The organism is Algoriphagus sp. Y33, assembly GCF_014838715.1.
In the GTDB taxonomy this organism is placed as follows: domain Bacteria; phylum Bacteroidota; class Bacteroidia; order Cytophagales; family Cyclobacteriaceae; genus Algoriphagus.
The window spans coordinates 4,028,726-4,045,064 of the sequence record NZ_CP061947.1 but is presented as its reverse complement, the minus strand read 5'-3'; the positions used below and the strand labels follow the sequence as shown (position 1 = coordinate 4,045,064).

The window sequence follows — 16,339 nt, the reverse complement described above, 5'->3', positions numbered from 1 at the left end:
CTTAAATTTTAACCTATGGTAAAAAGTTTTCAAGGGGTTAGAATGGCAGAACCCAAAAAAGCCCCAATTCCGCAAATTCTAGTAAAAGAGTACATGAGTACAAGCTTGATTACTTTCAAGCCGGATGATACTATTGATCAGGTAATGGAAGTGCTCACCAAACGAAAGATATCCGGTGCACCGGTGATAGATGCTTCAGGCGCATTAATAGGTATTATTTCGGAAGTGGATTGCCTAAAAGAGATTATTAAAGGAAAATACACCAACACGCCGAAATTCCCGGCAAAAGTAAGCGAGCATATGTCTAGGGATGTTCTTACGCTTTCTCCGGATTTATCAATATTCGATGCTGCATCACAATTTTTAGAGCATAAAATCCGAAGATTCCCGGTGATGAAAGATGGAGTCCTGTTGGGACAGATTAGTCTGAGTGATATAATTCGGGCCTTTCCTACCTTGCGGCAAACCACTTGGTAGAAGTGAGGCTTAAAAAATGAATGCCCTCAAAAGAATAACATCCTTTTTGAGGGCATTTTTGTATTCAACCTGCTTTTATCTTACAAAGACTGGCAGCAATGCTAGTCGTTTTACTTTGATAAGTCAATCGCTCTTTCTACATCCTGAATTATGTCTTCGTAGTGCTCCAGACCTACAGATAGTCGTACCAGTCCATCCGAAATCCCAACCTGTGCTCTTTCGTCAACAGAAAGTTTGCTGTGCGTAGTAGAGGCAGGATGTGTGACAATACTTCGACTGTCACCCAGATTAGCAGTGATGGAGATCATCTGAAGCTGATCGATGAAGCGTTGGGCACGCTGAACTCCGCCTTTCAGATCTAAGGTAACTATCCCACCACCCTGACTCATTTGTTTTTTTGCGATTTCGTATTGGGGATGTGATTTTAGGAATGGATATTTTACTGCAAGTAACTCAGAATTACCTTCGAAATACTCAGCTACTTTCAGCGCATTGCTGCAGTGTCTATCCATTCTTACACCAAGTGTTTCCATGCTTTTCGCAAGTATCCATGCATTGAATGGAGATATGGCAGGCCCTGTATGTCTCGCAAAAAACTGTACTTCCTGCATCAAGTTAGCTTTGCCCAAAATCAAGCCTCCCAGCACTCGTCCTTGTCCGTCGATGTATTTGGTAGCACTGTGGGTCACAATATGAGCTCCCCACTTAGCAGGCTGTTGTAAATAAGGCGAGGCGAAGCAATTATCCACTACCAGAATCAGGTTGTGAGCTGCCGCAAATTTACCCGCCCATTCCAGATCGATTATTTCCAAGCCCGGATTGGATGGGGTTTCGATGAAAAGCATTTTGGTGTTGGGTTGTATGAGTTTTTCCCAATTCAAATAATCAAAAATATCCCCGTAAGTAGAGGTGATCCCCCACTTAGGAAATACTTTAGTAAGTAGCTGATGAGTAGATCCGAAAAGTGACCGTGCGGCAAGTACATGATCTCCTTGCTGCAGTAGTGCGGCAATACTCCCAAACATTGCGGCCATCCCTGATGCAGTAGCAAATCCATCTTCAGTGCCTTCGGCAGCACAGACTTTTTCTATCAGATCACTGGAATTTGGGTTGGCATACCGGGAGTAGATATTCCCTTCTATTTCATCAGCAAAAGTAGCTCGGGCTTCTTCCGCTGAGTCGAATGTAAAGCTGGATGTAAGGTAAATAGGAGCGGAGTGCTCCCGCTGGCTGGACTTGGAAGGGGAGATCCTTACAGAGTTCGTTTCAAAGTGCTTACTCATTTATTGATCAGTTTAGATTTTGATAAGACTAATCAAGCAGATTTGAGAAAATCAAACCCAATGAGGGGAACGAAATAAAAGGGATTATTTGTGAAGTAAGCCAATCTATAGTTCCCGCATAGGGTAGGATTTGGCACCGTTCTCCGTTTCGGGATGGTTGCCAGAGGGTCGTTGAGCCTAATCTCTCGCCTCTTCTTTATAAATCAGTTGCCTGAAGTGATGCAAAGAAAGATCGATATTTGGGGAATTCCAAATCTTATTTCATGTGTTTGTGTTTTTTTAAAAGGCCACATGGAATCTCGCTTGCATTATAGCCATATAACCATTACAGTGTGTGACGCTTTAGTTATGCTCGATTTCATCAATCGTTGAATTGATTCATGGTGCGTTCTATGCCAATTGTACAAAAACTGAGGGTCATTTCTATTGCTTTATCCATTATGGTAGGGATTTCGGCAAATTCCTGCTGTGTGAAATTTCCCAAAACAAAATCAACTTGCCTACCCTTAGGAAAGTCATCGCCTATGCCCATTCTCAGTCTTGGGTAGTTCTGACCTCCTGTGAGCTCTTCTATGTTTTTCAGCCCGTTGTGACCGGCTGCGCTTCCTTTGGGTTTCATGCGGAGTTTGCCAAAAGGAATGGCCACATCATCTACGATCACCAGCGTATTCTCTTTGCTTACCTGAAGTTCTTTCATCCAGTAATTCATTGCCTTGCCACTAAGGTTCATGTAAGTAGTAGGCTTAATCATATGGATTGTTCTGCCTTTGTGCTTGAATTCTGTTTTGAATGCAAGTCTGTCACTCTTCCAGGTGCAGTCCTTCGAGTCGGCAAGCCTGTCCACTGTCAAAAAGCCAATGTTGTGTCTGGTGAGTTCATATTCTGGGCCAATATTCCCAAGGCCTATGATTAGGTGTTTCATGTGTTTATAATTTGTTTTTCAGCTGTCATATGGAATCATGAATGCATTATAATCACCTGGTGTGTGACTTTGGAGCCAGGCCTGTCTGCTTCAGGCAGGCTCGATTTTCATTTTACAGCAGCTATCGGGTTTGAAAATAAAAAATCCCACCCGGATATGGGCAGGATTTTAAATGAATAGTGTAATAGAGACTGAATTTACTCTTCTCCGCCTTTCTTACCTCTAAGAGCTCTTGGTACACCAATAGTCACGATAGAAACGTTCGGATTTGTTAGGATTTCGAAGCCTTCCACTTTGACATCTTCCACTTTGAATGATTTACCCAAGTCAAGCTCAGAAATATCGATAGGAATAACATCAGGGAAGTCTTTTGCAAGACCTTTAACTTTCAATACTCTCGTTTTCAATTCTAGTTTACCACCTTTTGCAAGACCAGGAGAGCTTCCTTCTACTTTCACAGGGATTTCAAACTTGATAGGTTTGTCTTCGGCAAAAGCCACAAAGTCTGCATGAAGAAGAGTCTCACTTACCGGATGGAATTGTGCGTCCTTCAATACTGCCTTGATAATGGTTCCTTCGATATTCAATTCAACCATGTGTACTTCAGGAGTATAAATCAAGTCTCTGAAAAGGATGATTGGTGAGTAGAAGTGGATCTGCTCTTTGATACCAGGTCCGTAAACCACACAGGGAACATTACCTGATTCTCTCAATTCAGAAAGACTGGCACTGTCGAGATTTGCTCTTTTAAACCCTATAATCTCTAAATTTTTCATATGTTATTATTGATTATTAATTGTCATATGGAATCTCGCAATATGGATTTCATCCCTCTTTGAGATGCTTTTCCAAGCTCGATTTCATATTGTATTTGTATTAAAATTGATTCTTAGATAAACAAAGAACTGATAGAAGTATTTCCTGTAACGGCGTGAATAGCCTTTGCGAATAGGTCTGCGACTGTCAAAACTTTGATTTTGGATGATTGTTGTTTCGGAGTGATGGTGTCAGTGATGACCAATTCTTCCAGTACTGAGTTTTCGATATTTTCGTAAGCTTTTCCGGAGAGTACACCATGGGTTGCTATAGCTCTTACTGAAGTAGCTCCTTTTTCCATGACGATTTGTGCAGCCTTACAGAGCGTACCTGCGGTATCCACCAAATCATCTACTAGAATCACATCCTTACCCTCTACATCCCCGATTACTTGCATGGAAGCAATCTCGTTGGCTCTTTTTCTGTGCTTGTCACAGACCACCATTTCTACTTCAAAATGCTTGGCGTAAGCCCTTGCTCTCGCTACTCCTCCTACATCCGGGGATGCAAAAATCATATTCGGAAGCCTCAGCGAATTCAAATAGGGCACAAAGATAGCTGATCCATTCAAATGATCCAAAGGTATGTCGAAAAAACCTTGAATTTGTCCTGCGTGAAGGTCACATGTCATGATTCTGTCTGCTCCTGCAGAGGTGATCATATTGGCGATTGCCTTAGCGGCGATGGATACTCTTGGCCTATCTTTCCGGTCTTGCCTGGCGTATCCAAAATAAGGAATCACTGCGCATACCTTATATGCACTGGCTCTTTTGGCTGCATCAATCATCAAACAAAGCTCCAAAAGATTGTCACTCGGCGGGGTGGTGCTTTGAACCAAAAAGACGGTACAGCCTCTGATGGATTCATTGAAGCTCGGGGACAATTCGCCATCACTGAACTTGGACAGCGTAAGATCGCCCAGCTTTTTGCCGTAGTTTTTGGCGATTTTCTCTGCAAGTGACTGGCTATTGGTGCCTGAAAAGATTTTAACCTCGGACATGGGTATTCGTTTTTCGGAAAGATTTGGAATGGATTTAAGAGCAAAAATAGTAATTTTTGAATGGATGACTAAGGTGTTTGAAATTCATATGGAAGATAATTTTGAGTTCAAACAGGATCAGGCAATTTCCTGAAATCTATTGGGCTAAATATAAGCAGGCGTGAGTAAGGCAACAGGAGTTAGTTTAAGGTAATTGTAATTTCAAACTATATAAAGGCTTAGTTGAACTGTAGGGATTCGATTATTGATTAGTTTATTGCTTCTATTTTCCAATCCTGTAAAATCCCGATAAAAGAGGCTTGTGATCACTGGTCGCCTATTTTTTCGTGCTATTTTAGTCAGAAAATAAACCAACCCATATGCTTATGAGATTAAGAACTACACTGCTTATTCTGTTTATATCCTTTTCATTAGGAGTATTTGCCCAGAATGTGCCCACGCCAAAAGCTCATTTTGGCTTTGATATAGGAGATGATTACAAGCTGGCAAATTTCACTCAGACGGAAGCTTACTTCAAGAAAGTAGCCGAAGTGAGTGACCGGGTGAGGATGGTGGAAATCGGCAAAACCGAGTATGGAAGATCTCAGCCGATGATGATCGTGACTGCACCTGATAATTTTGCTAAGCTAGATGAATACAAAGAAATCTCCCAGAAGCTCGCCCATGCCGAAATTACCAGAGAAGAGGCAGAAAAGCTCTCGGTAGAAGGCAAGCCCGTTGTGTGGATAGACGGCGGATTACATGCTAATGAAGTGGTAGGGCCTCATCAGCTGATAGAAACCTTGTATCAATTAGCTTCAAAGAATGATGCTGAGACACTGAAAATCCTCGATAATGTAATCATTCTTCTTGTGCATGCCAACCCTGATGGAATGGAAATCATGTCAGACTGGTACATGAGAAAGGATGATCCGGCAGCCCGTGATCAGAACATCCCGATTCTCTATCAAAAGTATGTAGGGCATGACAATAACCGTGACTTCTACATGAATAACATGAGTGAAGCTGCAAATATGTCTCTTCAGCAATATGTAGAGTGGATTCCGCAAATTATTTACAATCACCATCAGACGGCTCCTGCTGGCGCAGTAGTGGCAGGGCCGCCTTACCGTGATCCTTTCAATCACGTGTTTGATCCGCTGATCATCACCAGTTTGGATGCTGTGGGTGCAGCAATGATCAATAGAATGCATCAGGAAGATAAACCCGGCTATACAAGATTGGACGGCTCCGTGTTCTCAACTTGGTGGAATGGTGGCTTAAGAACCACCCCGTATTACCATAATATAATCGGTATTTTGACAGAAATCATCGGGAATCCTACTCCATACAACGTGCCTTTGGTGCCTGAACGATTGATTCCAAACAATGGAACCCCGTATCCGGTGACTCCTCAGGAGTGGCATTTTAGGAGATCTATAGACTATTCGGTGTCTTTGAATTACGCAATCTTCAATCATGCTGTGCGACATGGGGATGAATTACTTCTTAATATTTACCTGATGGGTAGAAAATCCATCGAAAAGGGGAGTCAGGATAATTGGACAATGTATCCAAAGTATGCTCAGGCGGTACAAGAAGCATTTGATAATTCCCGGAAGAGTGAGGACGGTGAAACTAATCCCAGATCAGGGTTGCCAACCCAGTTTTATGACTCTATATATACAGATCCTGTGAATAGAGATCCCAGAGCTTATATTCTTTCAGCCGGTCAGCCAGACTTTCCGACGGCTGTGAAATTCATGAATGCATTAATCAAGTCGGGGATTTTGGTAGAGAAAGCTACGGCTGATTTTACTGTCAATGGCAAAAACTATCCTGCCAATTCTTTTATTGTCAAAACAGCACAGGCTTTTCGTCCACATGTGATAGATATGTTTGAACCACAGGATCACCCGAATGATTTTCTTTACCCGGGTGGGCCTCCGATCAGACCGTATGATGCGGCAGGATGGACTTTGGCATTGCAAATGGGTGTGGAAGTGGATAGAATGTATGAAGGTATTGATGGACCCTTCGAGCGTATTCCGTACGGAGAGATCCAGTCTCCGCCGGCAAAAACTCTTGCAAATGGCTCAGGCTACCTGCTTGATGCGAGAAACAACAACAGTTTCATGGCGGTGAATGATTTGCTGAAAGCAAACCTGAAGGTTTATAGAACGACTGCTGTGGTAGACGGATTGCCTGCGGGATCCTTTTACGTAAGTGGAGGGAAAAAAGAATTGGAACTGGCAGCGAAAGAATACGGGGTGTATCCGGTTCCGGCTTCTATGCCAAAAGGGGTCACTCAGATACATCCAGCCCGTGTTGCCTTGTATGACTACTATGGTGGATCCATGCCTTCGGGCTGGGTGAGATGGATGCTCGAGCAGTTCCATTTTGAATACCAACTCGTATTTCCTAAGGAGATAGATGCCGGTAATTTGAAGGATAAGTACGATGTGATGCTGTTTATTGGGCCTGGTATTCCCGGTGCAGACTCTCGCGGTTATTCCAGAGCGCAACCAAAACCTGAAGAAATTGATGAGAAATATCATCATATGTTGGGCAGTTTTACTGCCGCAGAATCAGTTCCCCGGCTAAAGAAATTCATAGAGGATGGAGGAGAGGTCATATCGGTGGGGGCTGCCACCGAGCTGGCATACCACTTTGGCCTTCCCGTGGAAGATGCGCTGGTAGAGATTGGGGCTGATGGAAAACCCAAGCCTCTAAGCGGCGAGAAATACTATGTGCCGGGCTCAGTTTTGGAAATGCATGTAGATAATTCTTTTCCGATTAACTATGGTATGAGAGATGAAGCCTACATCATGTTCAACAGAAGTCCAGTTTTCAAATTGTCACCTTCTGCAGGAAATAAGGGGGTGAAACCGATTGCATGGTTTGGAGATGAAGAGCCGCTGAGAAGTGGTTGGGCATGGGGCCAGTCTTACCTGAAAAACGGGGTGACGGCTTTTGAAGCTCAACTGGGTAAAGGGAAATTCTACGCCTTTGGTCCGGAGATTACCTTTAGAGCCCAGTCGCATGGGACATTCAAAATGCTGTTTAACGGGCTTTACAAATAAGTAGTCAGTTCTTTGTTTATTGAAAACCGCCTTGAGAAGGGCGGTTTTTTTTATAGGAATTTATAACCAGAACGATCACGGATTTTTGCAATGTACTTTACCGTTTCTGTTCTTGCCTCACGAACAGTGGCATTTGAAGTTGTCCTGCTTCTCTAGAAGCCGGACTTTATACAAAGCCCTAATTCGTAAATCTTTTTTATCTTAAACGTATACATTCTTCGAACCCTTCCTTATTTACTGCATTATGGATGACATCAACTCAACTTTTATCTCAGGAATATATAATTGGTGCGATCGATGGTGTGAACGCTGTGCTTTTACCACAAGATGTAGGGTTTTTGAGAGGGAGAAAGAGAGGGATTTGAAAGAACCGGAAGACTTTTGGAATGCATTATCCGAGAACTTTAAAGAGACTTTGGATATGCTTCATATAATGGCAGAGAAGCTTGGTATTGACCTGGACCAAATCGCAAAGGATAGTGCGGCTGACATTTCCTTGGAAGAAGAGGATAGAAGGCTGGAAGGGCATCCCTTGAGCGTCATTACAAATCAGTATTTGCTTGAGGGGAAGGATTGGATTGAGTCGTCCAAATTAAAAGACTATTGTGAAGAATTAACCCAGCAAGTAGACTTGGGAATTAGGCAAGTATCTGAGGTCAATAATCAGATTTCTAAAATTGAAGATGCACTTGAAGTGATTCAGTGGTATTTGTTTTTTATCCATGTAAAATCAAAAAGAGTGCTTAATGATCTTTCAGATGACTTTTGGGAAGAGTTTCCGGAAGAAGAGAAAAGTTATAACGGGTCTGCGAAGATCGCGATGATATCAATTGAACGAAGTATGCAGGCTTGGAAAATACTGCTTGACGCACTGGGAACTGAGCAGGATTCGATTTTGAGTTTATTGATCCTTTTGGATAAATCCAGAAAACTCCTGGCGGAATTGGTTCCGAACTATGCTCAATTTATTAGGCCAGGATTTGATGAATGATTTAGGGAATAAGTACAGTTTGGCAACTCGTAATTTATTCGATACGATTTTTGCCAAATACCCTGAAGGAAATAGAGGGAGAATTTTAAAAACTGACTAAGACTGAACTATATGGTTAGAGAATCAATAAATAGGCTTGAATATCTTACACAAGCAATTCCCAGACTGTTGAGAGAAATTGAAGACGAACAATTTTCTTTAAAATTAACATCAAGTAAATGGAGATGATAATTTGACATTGGGATTTCTGATAGTTGATTATGTAGCGCATTTAGAACATCATTTACAACAAGTAGTAGACTATTGAAAACGAAATCCGTTTGATAGTATCGCAAACTAAATTTATTTTATGGACGCCTATTTACATTATGCCCATGCTGAGCTTGCTCTTTGGCAATATGAAATGAAGAAAAAGCCAAGCCTAGGAGGACGCCTAACCCATGGAGTTCAGAGCAAAATCAATAGCTGGATCCCGGAAAAGGTTCATAAGGCTATTACTCTAGCAATAGAAAACATGGTCAAAGTGGTGATCACCGGTTCAAGTTGGATTGTTCCCAGGCCACATGAAAGCCTGACATTCAAACAACGGGAATTTAAAGTACGAAGTAGGATTAAATGGTACCGCAATACGGCTTCTGTAGAAGGAGCAGTCACCGGTGCAGGAGGAATTCTTATGGGGTTTGCGGATTTTCCTGCTTTTCTGACCATCAAAATGAAAATGCTTTTTGACATCGCGGCACTCTATGGCTTTGATACCAAGGATTTTCATGAGCGACTCTTTCTGCTTTACGTTTTTCAGCTTAGTTTTTCCAGTCAGCAGAGGCGGAATGACTTGGTAGGGCTTGTGGAAAATTGGGAAGAATACAGAGACAGCTTGCCCAAGGATCTGAAAGAGTTTGACTGGAAGACCTTTCAGTTGGATTACAGGGACTATATCGACTTGGCGAAACTGGCACAACTGATTCCGATTATAGGGGCGGGAGTGGGTGCGATTGCAAATTATCGACTTACCGAGCATTTAGGCAAATACGCAATGAACGCTTATCGATTACGTGTGTTAGAATGATGTAATCTTCAATCAATAATTTTACACTTCGCAAATTGAACTAAATTATAGTTTATGGATTCTCAGAAACACCTATTTAATCTTGATCAGGATATTCATTACCTCAATTGTGGTTCCAAATCTCCACTGTTGAAGTCGGCTGAGGCTGCTGCCATAGCAGCACTTATTCAGGCTAGAAATCCTTTTCAAATTACACCTGAAGATTTTTTCGCATTGCCCAAAGAAGTGAAAGCACGATTTGCAGAGTTGATAAACTGTGATCCGCTTCAGGTTGCTTTGATTCCTTCAAGTTCTTACGGCTTTGCAACGGCATTGGGTAATGTTTCTTGTGCTCCTGGGCAGCATGCCATCGTTTTGGAAGATGAATTTCCCAGCGGGTATTTTTCACTGAAATCATGGTGTCATAAAAATCAAGCTGAACTTAAAGTAGTCGGGCCTGACAAAGAAGCTCTAACGCAGGGAGAAAGCTGGAATAAAAATCTGCTGGATAGCATCACCCCGGAGACCGCCGTGGTGCTGATGTCATCCATTCACTGGATGAATGGACTGAAATTCGATCTGGAGAGTATAGGCCAGAAATGTAAAACCGTGGGAGCGATTTTTATTGTGGATGGTACCCAGTCCGTGGGAGCTGTTGAGATGGATGTCAAGCGATTTAAAATTGATGCCTTGATCTGTGCGAGTTACAAATGGCTTTTTGGTTCTTATGGAATAGGGATTTCCTATTTCGGTCATGCTTTTGACGGAGGGCAACCATTGGAAGAATCGTGGATGAACCGCACCAATTCACAGGATTTTGGAAATTTGACCAACTACGATCATGAGTATACGGAGGATTCCGGGCGTTACAATGTGGGGGAGATGAGTAATTTTATTCTTTTGCCTATGCTTAATGAGGGCCTGAAACAGATTAATGAATGGACTGTCGTGGAAATAGAACGTTATTGTCGTGAGCTGACCATACCACTTTATGAGTATTTGAAAAGCCGGAATGTAGTGCTTGAAAAGGAGTCGTATACTTCCCATCATCTCTTCGGGTTAAAATTGCCGGAGGATATTGATGCTGAACTTTTGATGGATAATCTGCAGAAAAACAGAGTCTTTGTTTCTAATCGTGGAGAAAATCTGCGGGTTTCTGTCAATGTTTTTAATACAGAAGCAGATATTGACAAGCTGATTCAGGTGTTGGAGGCAAGTAGAGCATCGTAAGTTGCGTAATAAAAAATTGTATGCTAAGTGACCATCGTGGTTAATTTTAAAAACACAAAAAAAGCTCTTTCTGATAAGAAAGAGCTTTTGCAATGTACCCAGAGCCGGAGTCGAACCGGCACGTCCGAAGACATTGGTGTTTGAGACCAACGCGTCTACCAATTCCGCCATCTGGGCTTTTGGTAAGTCGGATTTTACACCTGACTTGACTACATCACTTGCGTAACGGGATGCAAATATGAGGAAAGAATTTTTTTTCTACAAATTCATTTTTCCACTTCTTCCAGTTTTTTTGAACTGAAAGCTTGAGGCTTTTCTGAAAAGAGTGCTTTGGTAAATGCCCACACAGATTTAAAAAGCTCAGAGTCACGGTATTGATTTAGTTTTTCCTCGCTTTCCCAATGGCTACAGGTTAGGAAAATATTTTTCTCGTTTTCATCCTGCCAGAGTTCCAAGTGATGGCAACCGGCGAAATTTCGAATGGAATTCTTGTTGGAGTGGAAGTATTGCAAGAAAAGATCTACCGCATCAGGTTTGAACGTCATCCGAACAATTCTAATCAGCATTAGGAAAGGAACGTTATGTAGACTACACTGTCGTATTTCAATCCGAGCAAATCACTTCCGTGACCGTGATTGATCCCAATTTCAAGTAAATCCAGGCTGTTGAAAAACGCAAAACAGTCTCCCGGTTCTACCTGATCGTAGCCTTTGTGTAGTTTGTTGACAGATTCCCTACCAAATTCTATGGTGAATTTGCCTGGATTCAACTTGTCGAAAACGGCCCTGTTGATATTTGTGATCAGATTGCCATAGCGATCCACGCGAAGCACATGCCCGATGATATGCTCACGGGTAGCTTTTGGATGGCGGGACATGAGTTTTCGGAAGTTTGCCAGGGGTCCGCCAAAATCATGAATTGCTGCACCGCTGGCCACTTTTGCGGCTATAGGGGCTAAGATATCCTTAGTAGGGAATGTGGAGTCTTTCAAATGTATGTCGGCAAACTGAACCATAATTCCCGGCTCATGATCAGCCAGCAGACTTAAGATCCCGTTGTTCGGACCGATGAAAATATGTTCTTCGAGCTTTACACCGATATACCCATGGGTAATGCTTCCGGTGGTATTTATAGAAACCAAATGCACGGTGCCCTTTGGGAAATCCCTGAAAGTAGAACGTAGCACAAATGCAGCATGGGCAATATCAAACGTCTCGATATTGTGCGAAATATCGATGATGTTTAATTGTGGATTTACGGCAAGCATTTTAGCTTTTACTGCCGGTACGTAGTAATCTTTGTCCCCAAAATCTGAGAGGAATGTCACCAATGCCATAGAAGCAAGTCAATTAAAATTTATGTACTTTTGTTAAGGAGGGCTGCGGACAAAAATAGAAATTTTATTCTTCTGCCTTCAAGGAAAATCTAATCAATAGCGCTAATCAACAGAAAAGTTTGGTCGAAAAAGTAATCACATTAGAAAATGTCCCCTTGGCAGAATTTTTAGGCGAAGCCAATGAGAATATCCGTCAAATTGCCGCTGCCTTTCCCCAGAGCAAGATTATTTCCCGGGGCAATGAGATCAGAATTCAGGGCGGAGCTCCTGAAATCTTGAGGATTAATGATGTCCTTAATCTTTTGCTTGAGCATATTGACCGGTTTGGTCACATCTCGCCGGAGAATGTAAAAGACTACCTGGATGTGGAAGGCGTACCTTTCGAGGAAGCGAATCGGGATCAGGTAATTGTCTTTGGCAACAAGGGACTGGTGATCAAGCCAAAGTCTGCCAACCAGCGGAAATTGGTTGTGTCGGCAATGGAGAATGATCTGGTGTTTGCCTTGGGACCGGCGGGTACGGGCAAAACCTATATTGCAGTTGCCTTGGCTGTCCGTGCATTGAAGAACCGTGAGGTCAAGCGGATCATTATTACCAGACCGGCCGTGGAAGCGGGAGAAAATCTTGGATTTTTGCCAGGCGATCTTCAAGAGAAACTGGATCCATATTTAAGACCGATTTATGATGCGCTTCAGGATATGGTACCACCGGAAAAACTTAAGTACTATCAAGAAACCCGTGTTATAGAAATTGCTCCGTTGGCATATATGCGTGGACGAACGCTCCATGATGCATTTGTTTTGCTGGATGAAGCACAGAACACTACCAATGAGCAGATTAAGATGTTCTTGACCCGGATGGGGCCAAATTCCAAAGTGATCATCACCGGAGATCAGACACAGGTGGATTTGCCTATAAGGCAAAAAAGCGGATTGACGGAGGCCCTTAAGATCCTAAAAGACGTAAAGGGAATTGGTATTGTAAATCTTAGTGGAAAAGATGTAATCAGGCATAGGCTGGTAAAATCCATTATAGAAGCTTACGAAAAAGATCATTATTATAAAGAACAGGAAAAAAATGAGTCTCAAAGTAGAAAAAATCACCCGTGACGATCAGTTGAAATCTGCATTTTGGATAAGAGAGCAGGTGTTTGTGATTGAGCAAGAGGTGGATCCCAAAGAGGAATACGACGAGTTTGAAAGCATTTCTAAACATTTTCTCGCTTGTCTTGATGATAAACCCGTAGGTACGGCCCGTTGGAGAATTACATCGAATGGAGTGAAGCTTGAGCGTTTTGCCGTAATGAAAGATGCCCGCGGAAAGGGAGTGGGGCAGGCTTTGGTGGCAGCAGTTTTGTCGGATATCAAAGAAAATCCTGATACTCAAGGGAGAAAAAAATACCTTCATGCTCAGCTCACTGCTGTTCCCCTCTATTCAAAATTTGGTTTTGAGAAAGAGGGAGATATGTTTGAAGAGTGTAATATTTTGCATTATAAAATGCAATTGGCTTAAGTATTGATGTTAATTTCTCCAAAAAAGATAGGAATATGAAAAAGTCAATTTTTACGCTAGTGTTTGCGCTTGCTTTTGTAGGATTAGGATTCTCACAAGCAGTTTTATCCAGTAGTGATTCGTACAGTGGAGGCTATTCAAATGAGATTCATGCCAATTTCCTTACCTTAATTTGGTTTGGATCTGTAGAAATAGGATACGAACGCTATTTGAGTGATGATCATTCTTTAGAATTCAAGGGTTTTATAAACGACCGCTTTGGCTTTAATTCAGAATCAGACGGTAAACAGTACAAGACCAATTCTATACAAGCATCAATGAATTTTTATTTTGGTAATGGCAGTAGTGGGCGGTTTTTCTTGTTTCCGCTTGCTAAAATCCGCTTTGGGGATTTTGAAGAGCCTTCAAATGGAGGAAGAAGTACTACCGATATGACTGCATTTATTTTAGGTGCAGGTGCCGGTTATAAGTGGGAGCTTTCTAAAAACTTTGCCTTTGGCCCGTTCTTAAATATTGGGAGAAACTTCAACGATGACGTAGCTGATCGTTTTTCGGCTATCGAATTGAATGGGGGCTTCAACTTGGGCTATAGATTCTAATAATATATCAAAACATACTTTCACAAAAGAGCCTTGCGGGGCTCTTTTTTTCGTTCTAGGAATTAAGCGACCCAGTTGCACTTTTTTCTAATATATTGTAAATTAAATCTTTAATTTTTTTCGGATGAGATTTGCAGACTTTCCGTTTTTAAGGTACATGCCCTTTATATTACTTGGGGTTTTTATGGGGCAATCAAGTTGGTCTCCAGGCGCTCACATACTGCTATTGATTTTGAGCATAATTTGGGTTGGATATCTGATACTGGTCCTTTTCCGATCACCAAGTAATTGGCTCTTTCAGCCTAGCCACTTGGCCTATACCGCTTTGGTCGCTTTTGGTTCCCTGCTTGTTCAATATACAAAAGATCAACTTTCTGCCGATTTGGACTTAGCCCGATCAGAATCTTATCTGGGAGAAGTGACTAGGTATGATCTGCAAAAACTAAATTCATTTGAGAATTTGCTTGAGGTGAAATCAGCGTTCATCGAGGGAGAATGGATGGATCTTGGAGGGAAAATCTTGATATATCATCAGCGTGAAGAACCTTTAAAACCCGGAGAGATACTTTTGGTAAAGAAAAAACCCGAAAAAATAGGTGGACCACTTAACCCCCATGAGTTTGATTACAAGGAGTACTTGGCTAGAAAGGGAATTTATTACCGGCAGTTTGTAGGGAATGATTTTCAGGTGATTTCATCTGGGACTGATAGGGGTTTCCTTTACTTTTTGATACATCTCAGGCATGCCATTGGGCAAATGCTCACCGCAAAAATCCCTGACGAAAACTCCGCCCAAATTGCATTGGCTTTACTTTTGGGACAGAAAAAAGAACTTGACCCGACTATACGGGAAGCCTATACCCAGGCAGGAGTAATGCATATTTTGGCAGTTTCTGGACTTCATGTGGGCATTATTTATGCGCTTTTTATTTTGATGTTGAGGCCTTTAAAGCTGAAGATAGGAAAGGCTAGGATGTACCTTTTCTGTGTTGTTTTGGTGATTTGGCTTTATGCTTTCCTTACCGGCTTATCTTCTTCGGTGGTTCGGGCGGCCACTATGTTTTCATTGCTTACTTTTGGACAAATGCGCGAACGCCGTCCGTCCATCTATAATATCTTGGCGTTCTCGGCGATTCTGATGATTACGTTCAATCCGTACGTGATTTATGAAGTTGGCTTTCAATTGTCTTATTTGGCCGTGTTGGGAATTGTGACGATCCAGCCGTTGATTTTGAACTTATGGCTGCCTAAATATAAAGTGCTTGAATATATCTGGCAATTAATCTCGGTGAGCCTTGCCGCTCAACTGGTCACTTTTCCCCTGTCACTGTATTATTTCCATGTATTTCCGACGTACTTTTTATTGGGTAATTTATTGATTCTTCCTCTGGCCTTTTTGATTATGCAAGTAGGAGTTCCTTTGATGATTTTTGGGTGGGTTCCTATTTTGGGAGAGGTATTAGGGTGGATTTTGAGCCGGTTGATTTGGACTCAAAATTGGCTAGCGGAGGCCATTCGGTTTATTCCGGGTGGTAAGTTGGACCGTCTGACCATGGATTTTTCAGGTATGACTTTGGTGTGGGGAATGTTATTGATCATACTGGCATGGGATTTTGGTTCAAAGAGGAAATTGACTTGGCTGGGGCTCAGCCTTACCTTGCTCTGGTCTGGATTTCAACTGTATTCAGAAGTGATAATTCCTCACAAAGAATTAATCGTATATCAGGGAAAGAAATCCCTGCTTCTGGATTTCTATACTTATGGTGGTGTTTATTCTTGGAATCAAGGACTGGATGCCGGCGAAATCAGCTATTCTGTAGAGCCGAACCGGATCCGGAAACATTGGCCGCAGATTCCGAAATCATTAATGGCTGCCCGGGAAGATTCGGATACCATACAGTTTGTTGGAGCTGAATTCACTTTTTATCCAAAAGACAATAAAATACAATTTCTGAGTACTCCTAAATCGATCCATTTTTGGTCAGAAGGAAGATGGGTGCCCAAGCCTGTAAGGGATTCACTTGTTGCTGATTCTTTAGCTTACCGAATACTTTTCTGACTTTGAT

General features: G+C 42.1%; 15 protein-coding genes, 1 tRNA gene and 1 riboswitch. Of the genes, 9 read left to right on the top strand and 7 right to left on the bottom strand.

Going from position 1 to position 16,339, the window contains the following annotated elements; translation table 11 throughout:
* The first annotated feature begins 15 nt into the window (after window positions 1-15).
* Window positions 16-477, top strand: a complete 462-nt coding sequence (locus ID165_RS16235; RefSeq protein ID WP_192346014.1) for a CBS domain-containing protein — start codon at window positions 16-18, stop codon at window positions 475-477.
* A 110-nt stretch (window positions 478-587) separates the two neighbouring features.
* Here ID165_RS16235 and ID165_RS16230 read toward each other — a convergent pair whose 3' ends face one another.
* The 4 genes from ID165_RS16230 to ID165_RS16215 form a co-directional block, all read right to left on the bottom strand.
* Window positions 588-1,760, bottom strand: coding sequence for a PLP-dependent aspartate aminotransferase family protein (locus ID165_RS16230; protein WP_192346012.1), 1,173 nt, complete (start codon window positions 1,758-1,760; stop codon window positions 588-590).
* A 102-nt stretch (window positions 1,761-1,862) separates the two neighbouring features.
* A riboswitch (SAM riboswitch) is annotated at window positions 1,863-1,965 on the bottom strand.
* A 156-nt stretch (window positions 1,966-2,121) separates the two neighbouring features.
* Window positions 2,122-2,682 (bottom strand): aminoacyl-tRNA hydrolase, encoded by a 561-nt coding sequence (gene pth, locus ID165_RS16225; RefSeq protein WP_192346010.1) that lies wholly within the window; start codon window positions 2,680-2,682, stop codon window positions 2,122-2,124.
* Between the two features lie 197 nt (window positions 2,683-2,879).
* Window positions 2,880-3,458 (bottom strand): 50S ribosomal protein L25/general stress protein Ctc, encoded by a 579-nt coding sequence (locus ID165_RS16220; protein WP_192346008.1) that lies wholly within the window; start codon window positions 3,456-3,458, stop codon window positions 2,880-2,882.
* Window positions 3,459-3,571: 113 nt separating this feature from the next.
* Complete coding sequence (locus tag ID165_RS16215; RefSeq protein ID WP_192346006.1) at window positions 3,572-4,498, bottom strand: ribose-phosphate pyrophosphokinase; 927 nt, start codon at window positions 4,496-4,498, stop codon at window positions 3,572-3,574.
* A 359-nt stretch (window positions 4,499-4,857) separates the two neighbouring features.
* Between ID165_RS16215 and ID165_RS16210 the strand changes: the two genes are divergently transcribed.
* The 4 genes from ID165_RS16210 to ID165_RS16195 all read left to right on the top strand — a co-directional run bounded on the left by ID165_RS16210 (window position 4,858) and on the right by ID165_RS16195 (window position 10,826).
* Window positions 4,858-7,560: a M14 metallopeptidase family protein gene (locus ID165_RS16210; protein ID WP_192346004.1), complete on the top strand. Its 2,703-nt coding sequence runs from the start codon at window positions 4,858-4,860 to the stop codon at window positions 7,558-7,560.
* Window positions 7,561-7,804: 244 nt separating this feature from the next.
* On the top strand, window positions 7,805-8,551 hold the full coding sequence (locus tag ID165_RS16205) for a hypothetical protein (RefSeq protein ID WP_192346002.1): 747 nt from the start codon (window positions 7,805-7,807) through the stop codon (window positions 8,549-8,551).
* 349 nt (window positions 8,552-8,900) lie between these two features.
* Complete coding sequence (locus ID165_RS16200) at window positions 8,901-9,617, top strand: EcsC family protein (protein ID WP_192346000.1); 717 nt, start codon at window positions 8,901-8,903, stop codon at window positions 9,615-9,617.
* 54 nt (window positions 9,618-9,671) lie between these two features.
* Window positions 9,672-10,826 (top strand): aminotransferase class V-fold PLP-dependent enzyme, encoded by a 1,155-nt coding sequence (locus tag ID165_RS16195; RefSeq protein WP_192345998.1) that lies wholly within the window; start codon window positions 9,672-9,674, stop codon window positions 10,824-10,826.
* A gap of 95 nt (window positions 10,827-10,921) precedes the next feature.
* On the opposite strand, the gene ID165_RS16190 is transcribed toward ID165_RS16195, so the two are convergent.
* The 3 genes from ID165_RS16190 to ID165_RS16180 form a co-directional block, all read right to left on the bottom strand.
* Window positions 10,922-11,003 (bottom strand) — tRNA-Leu (locus ID165_RS16190).
* A gap of 89 nt (window positions 11,004-11,092) precedes the next feature.
* On the bottom strand, window positions 11,093-11,392 hold the full coding sequence (locus tag ID165_RS16185) for a putative quinol monooxygenase (RefSeq protein ID WP_192345996.1): 300 nt from the start codon (window positions 11,390-11,392) through the stop codon (window positions 11,093-11,095).
* Window positions 11,392-12,162: an S-adenosyl-l-methionine hydroxide adenosyltransferase family protein gene (locus ID165_RS16180; protein ID WP_192345994.1), complete on the bottom strand. Its 771-nt coding sequence runs from the start codon at window positions 12,160-12,162 to the stop codon at window positions 11,392-11,394. The genes ID165_RS16185 and ID165_RS16180 overlap by 1 nt, the downstream gene beginning before the upstream one ends.
* A 119-nt stretch (window positions 12,163-12,281) precedes the next feature.
* Here ID165_RS16180 and ID165_RS16175 point away from each other — a divergent pair, with 119 nt between their 5' ends.
* The 4 genes from ID165_RS16175 to ID165_RS16160 all read left to right on the top strand — a co-directional run bounded on the left by ID165_RS16175 (window position 12,282) and on the right by ID165_RS16160 (window position 16,332).
* On the top strand, window positions 12,282-13,271 hold the full coding sequence (locus ID165_RS16175; protein WP_192345991.1) for a PhoH family protein: 990 nt from the start codon (window positions 12,282-12,284) through the stop codon (window positions 13,269-13,271).
* Complete coding sequence (locus ID165_RS16170) at window positions 13,240-13,674, top strand: GNAT family N-acetyltransferase (protein WP_192345989.1); 435 nt, start codon at window positions 13,240-13,242, stop codon at window positions 13,672-13,674. The genes ID165_RS16175 and ID165_RS16170 overlap by 32 nt, the downstream gene beginning before the upstream one ends.
* A 35-nt stretch (window positions 13,675-13,709) precedes the next feature.
* The gene (locus ID165_RS16165) at window positions 13,710-14,273 is read left to right on the top strand and encodes a DUF3575 domain-containing protein (protein ID WP_192345987.1); all 564 of its coding nucleotides are present in this window, start codon (window positions 13,710-13,712) and stop codon (window positions 14,271-14,273) included.
* Window positions 14,274-14,397: 124 nt separating this feature from the next.
* Complete coding sequence (locus ID165_RS16160; protein WP_192345985.1) at window positions 14,398-16,332, top strand: ComEC/Rec2 family competence protein; 1,935 nt, start codon at window positions 14,398-14,400, stop codon at window positions 16,330-16,332.
* Window positions 16,333-16,339: the final 7 nt, after the last annotated feature.

Coding starts and splice junctions, on each gene's coding strand:
- ID165_RS16170 (WP_192345989.1), top strand. CDS start 13,240: ATGAGTCTCAAAGTAGAAAAAATCACCCGTGACGATCAGTTGAAATCT.
- ID165_RS16160 (WP_192345985.1), top strand. CDS start 14,398: ATGAGATTTGCAGACTTTCCGTTTTTAAGGTACATGCCCTTTATATTA.
- ID165_RS16165 (WP_192345987.1), top strand. CDS start 13,710: ATGAAAAAGTCAATTTTTACGCTAGTGTTTGCGCTTGCTTTTGTAGGA.
- ID165_RS16210 (WP_192346004.1), top strand. CDS start 4,858: ATGCTTATGAGATTAAGAACTACACTGCTTATTCTGTTTATATCCTTT.
- pth (WP_192346010.1), bottom strand. CDS start 2,682: ATGAAACACCTAATCATAGGCCTTGGGAATATTGGCCCAGAATATGAA.
- ID165_RS16215 (WP_192346006.1), bottom strand. CDS start 4,498: ATGTCCGAGGTTAAAATCTTTTCAGGCACCAATAGCCAGTCACTTGCA.
- ID165_RS16195 (WP_192345998.1), top strand. CDS start 9,672: ATGGATTCTCAGAAACACCTATTTAATCTTGATCAGGATATTCATTAC.
- ID165_RS16230 (WP_192346012.1), bottom strand. CDS start 1,760: ATGAGTAAGCACTTTGAAACGAACTCTGTAAGGATCTCCCCTTCCAAG.
- ID165_RS16220 (WP_192346008.1), bottom strand. CDS start 3,458: ATGAAAAATTTAGAGATTATAGGGTTTAAAAGAGCAAATCTCGACAGT.
- ID165_RS16235 (WP_192346014.1), top strand. CDS start 16: ATGGTAAAAAGTTTTCAAGGGGTTAGAATGGCAGAACCCAAAAAAGCC.
- ID165_RS16205 (WP_192346002.1), top strand. CDS start 7,805: ATGGATGACATCAACTCAACTTTTATCTCAGGAATATATAATTGGTGC.
- ID165_RS16185 (WP_192345996.1), bottom strand. CDS start 11,392: ATGCTGATTAGAATTGTTCGGATGACGTTCAAACCTGATGCGGTAGAT.
- ID165_RS16180 (WP_192345994.1), bottom strand. CDS start 12,162: ATGGCATTGGTGACATTCCTCTCAGATTTTGGGGACAAAGATTACTAC.
- ID165_RS16200 (WP_192346000.1), top strand. CDS start 8,901: ATGGACGCCTATTTACATTATGCCCATGCTGAGCTTGCTCTTTGGCAA.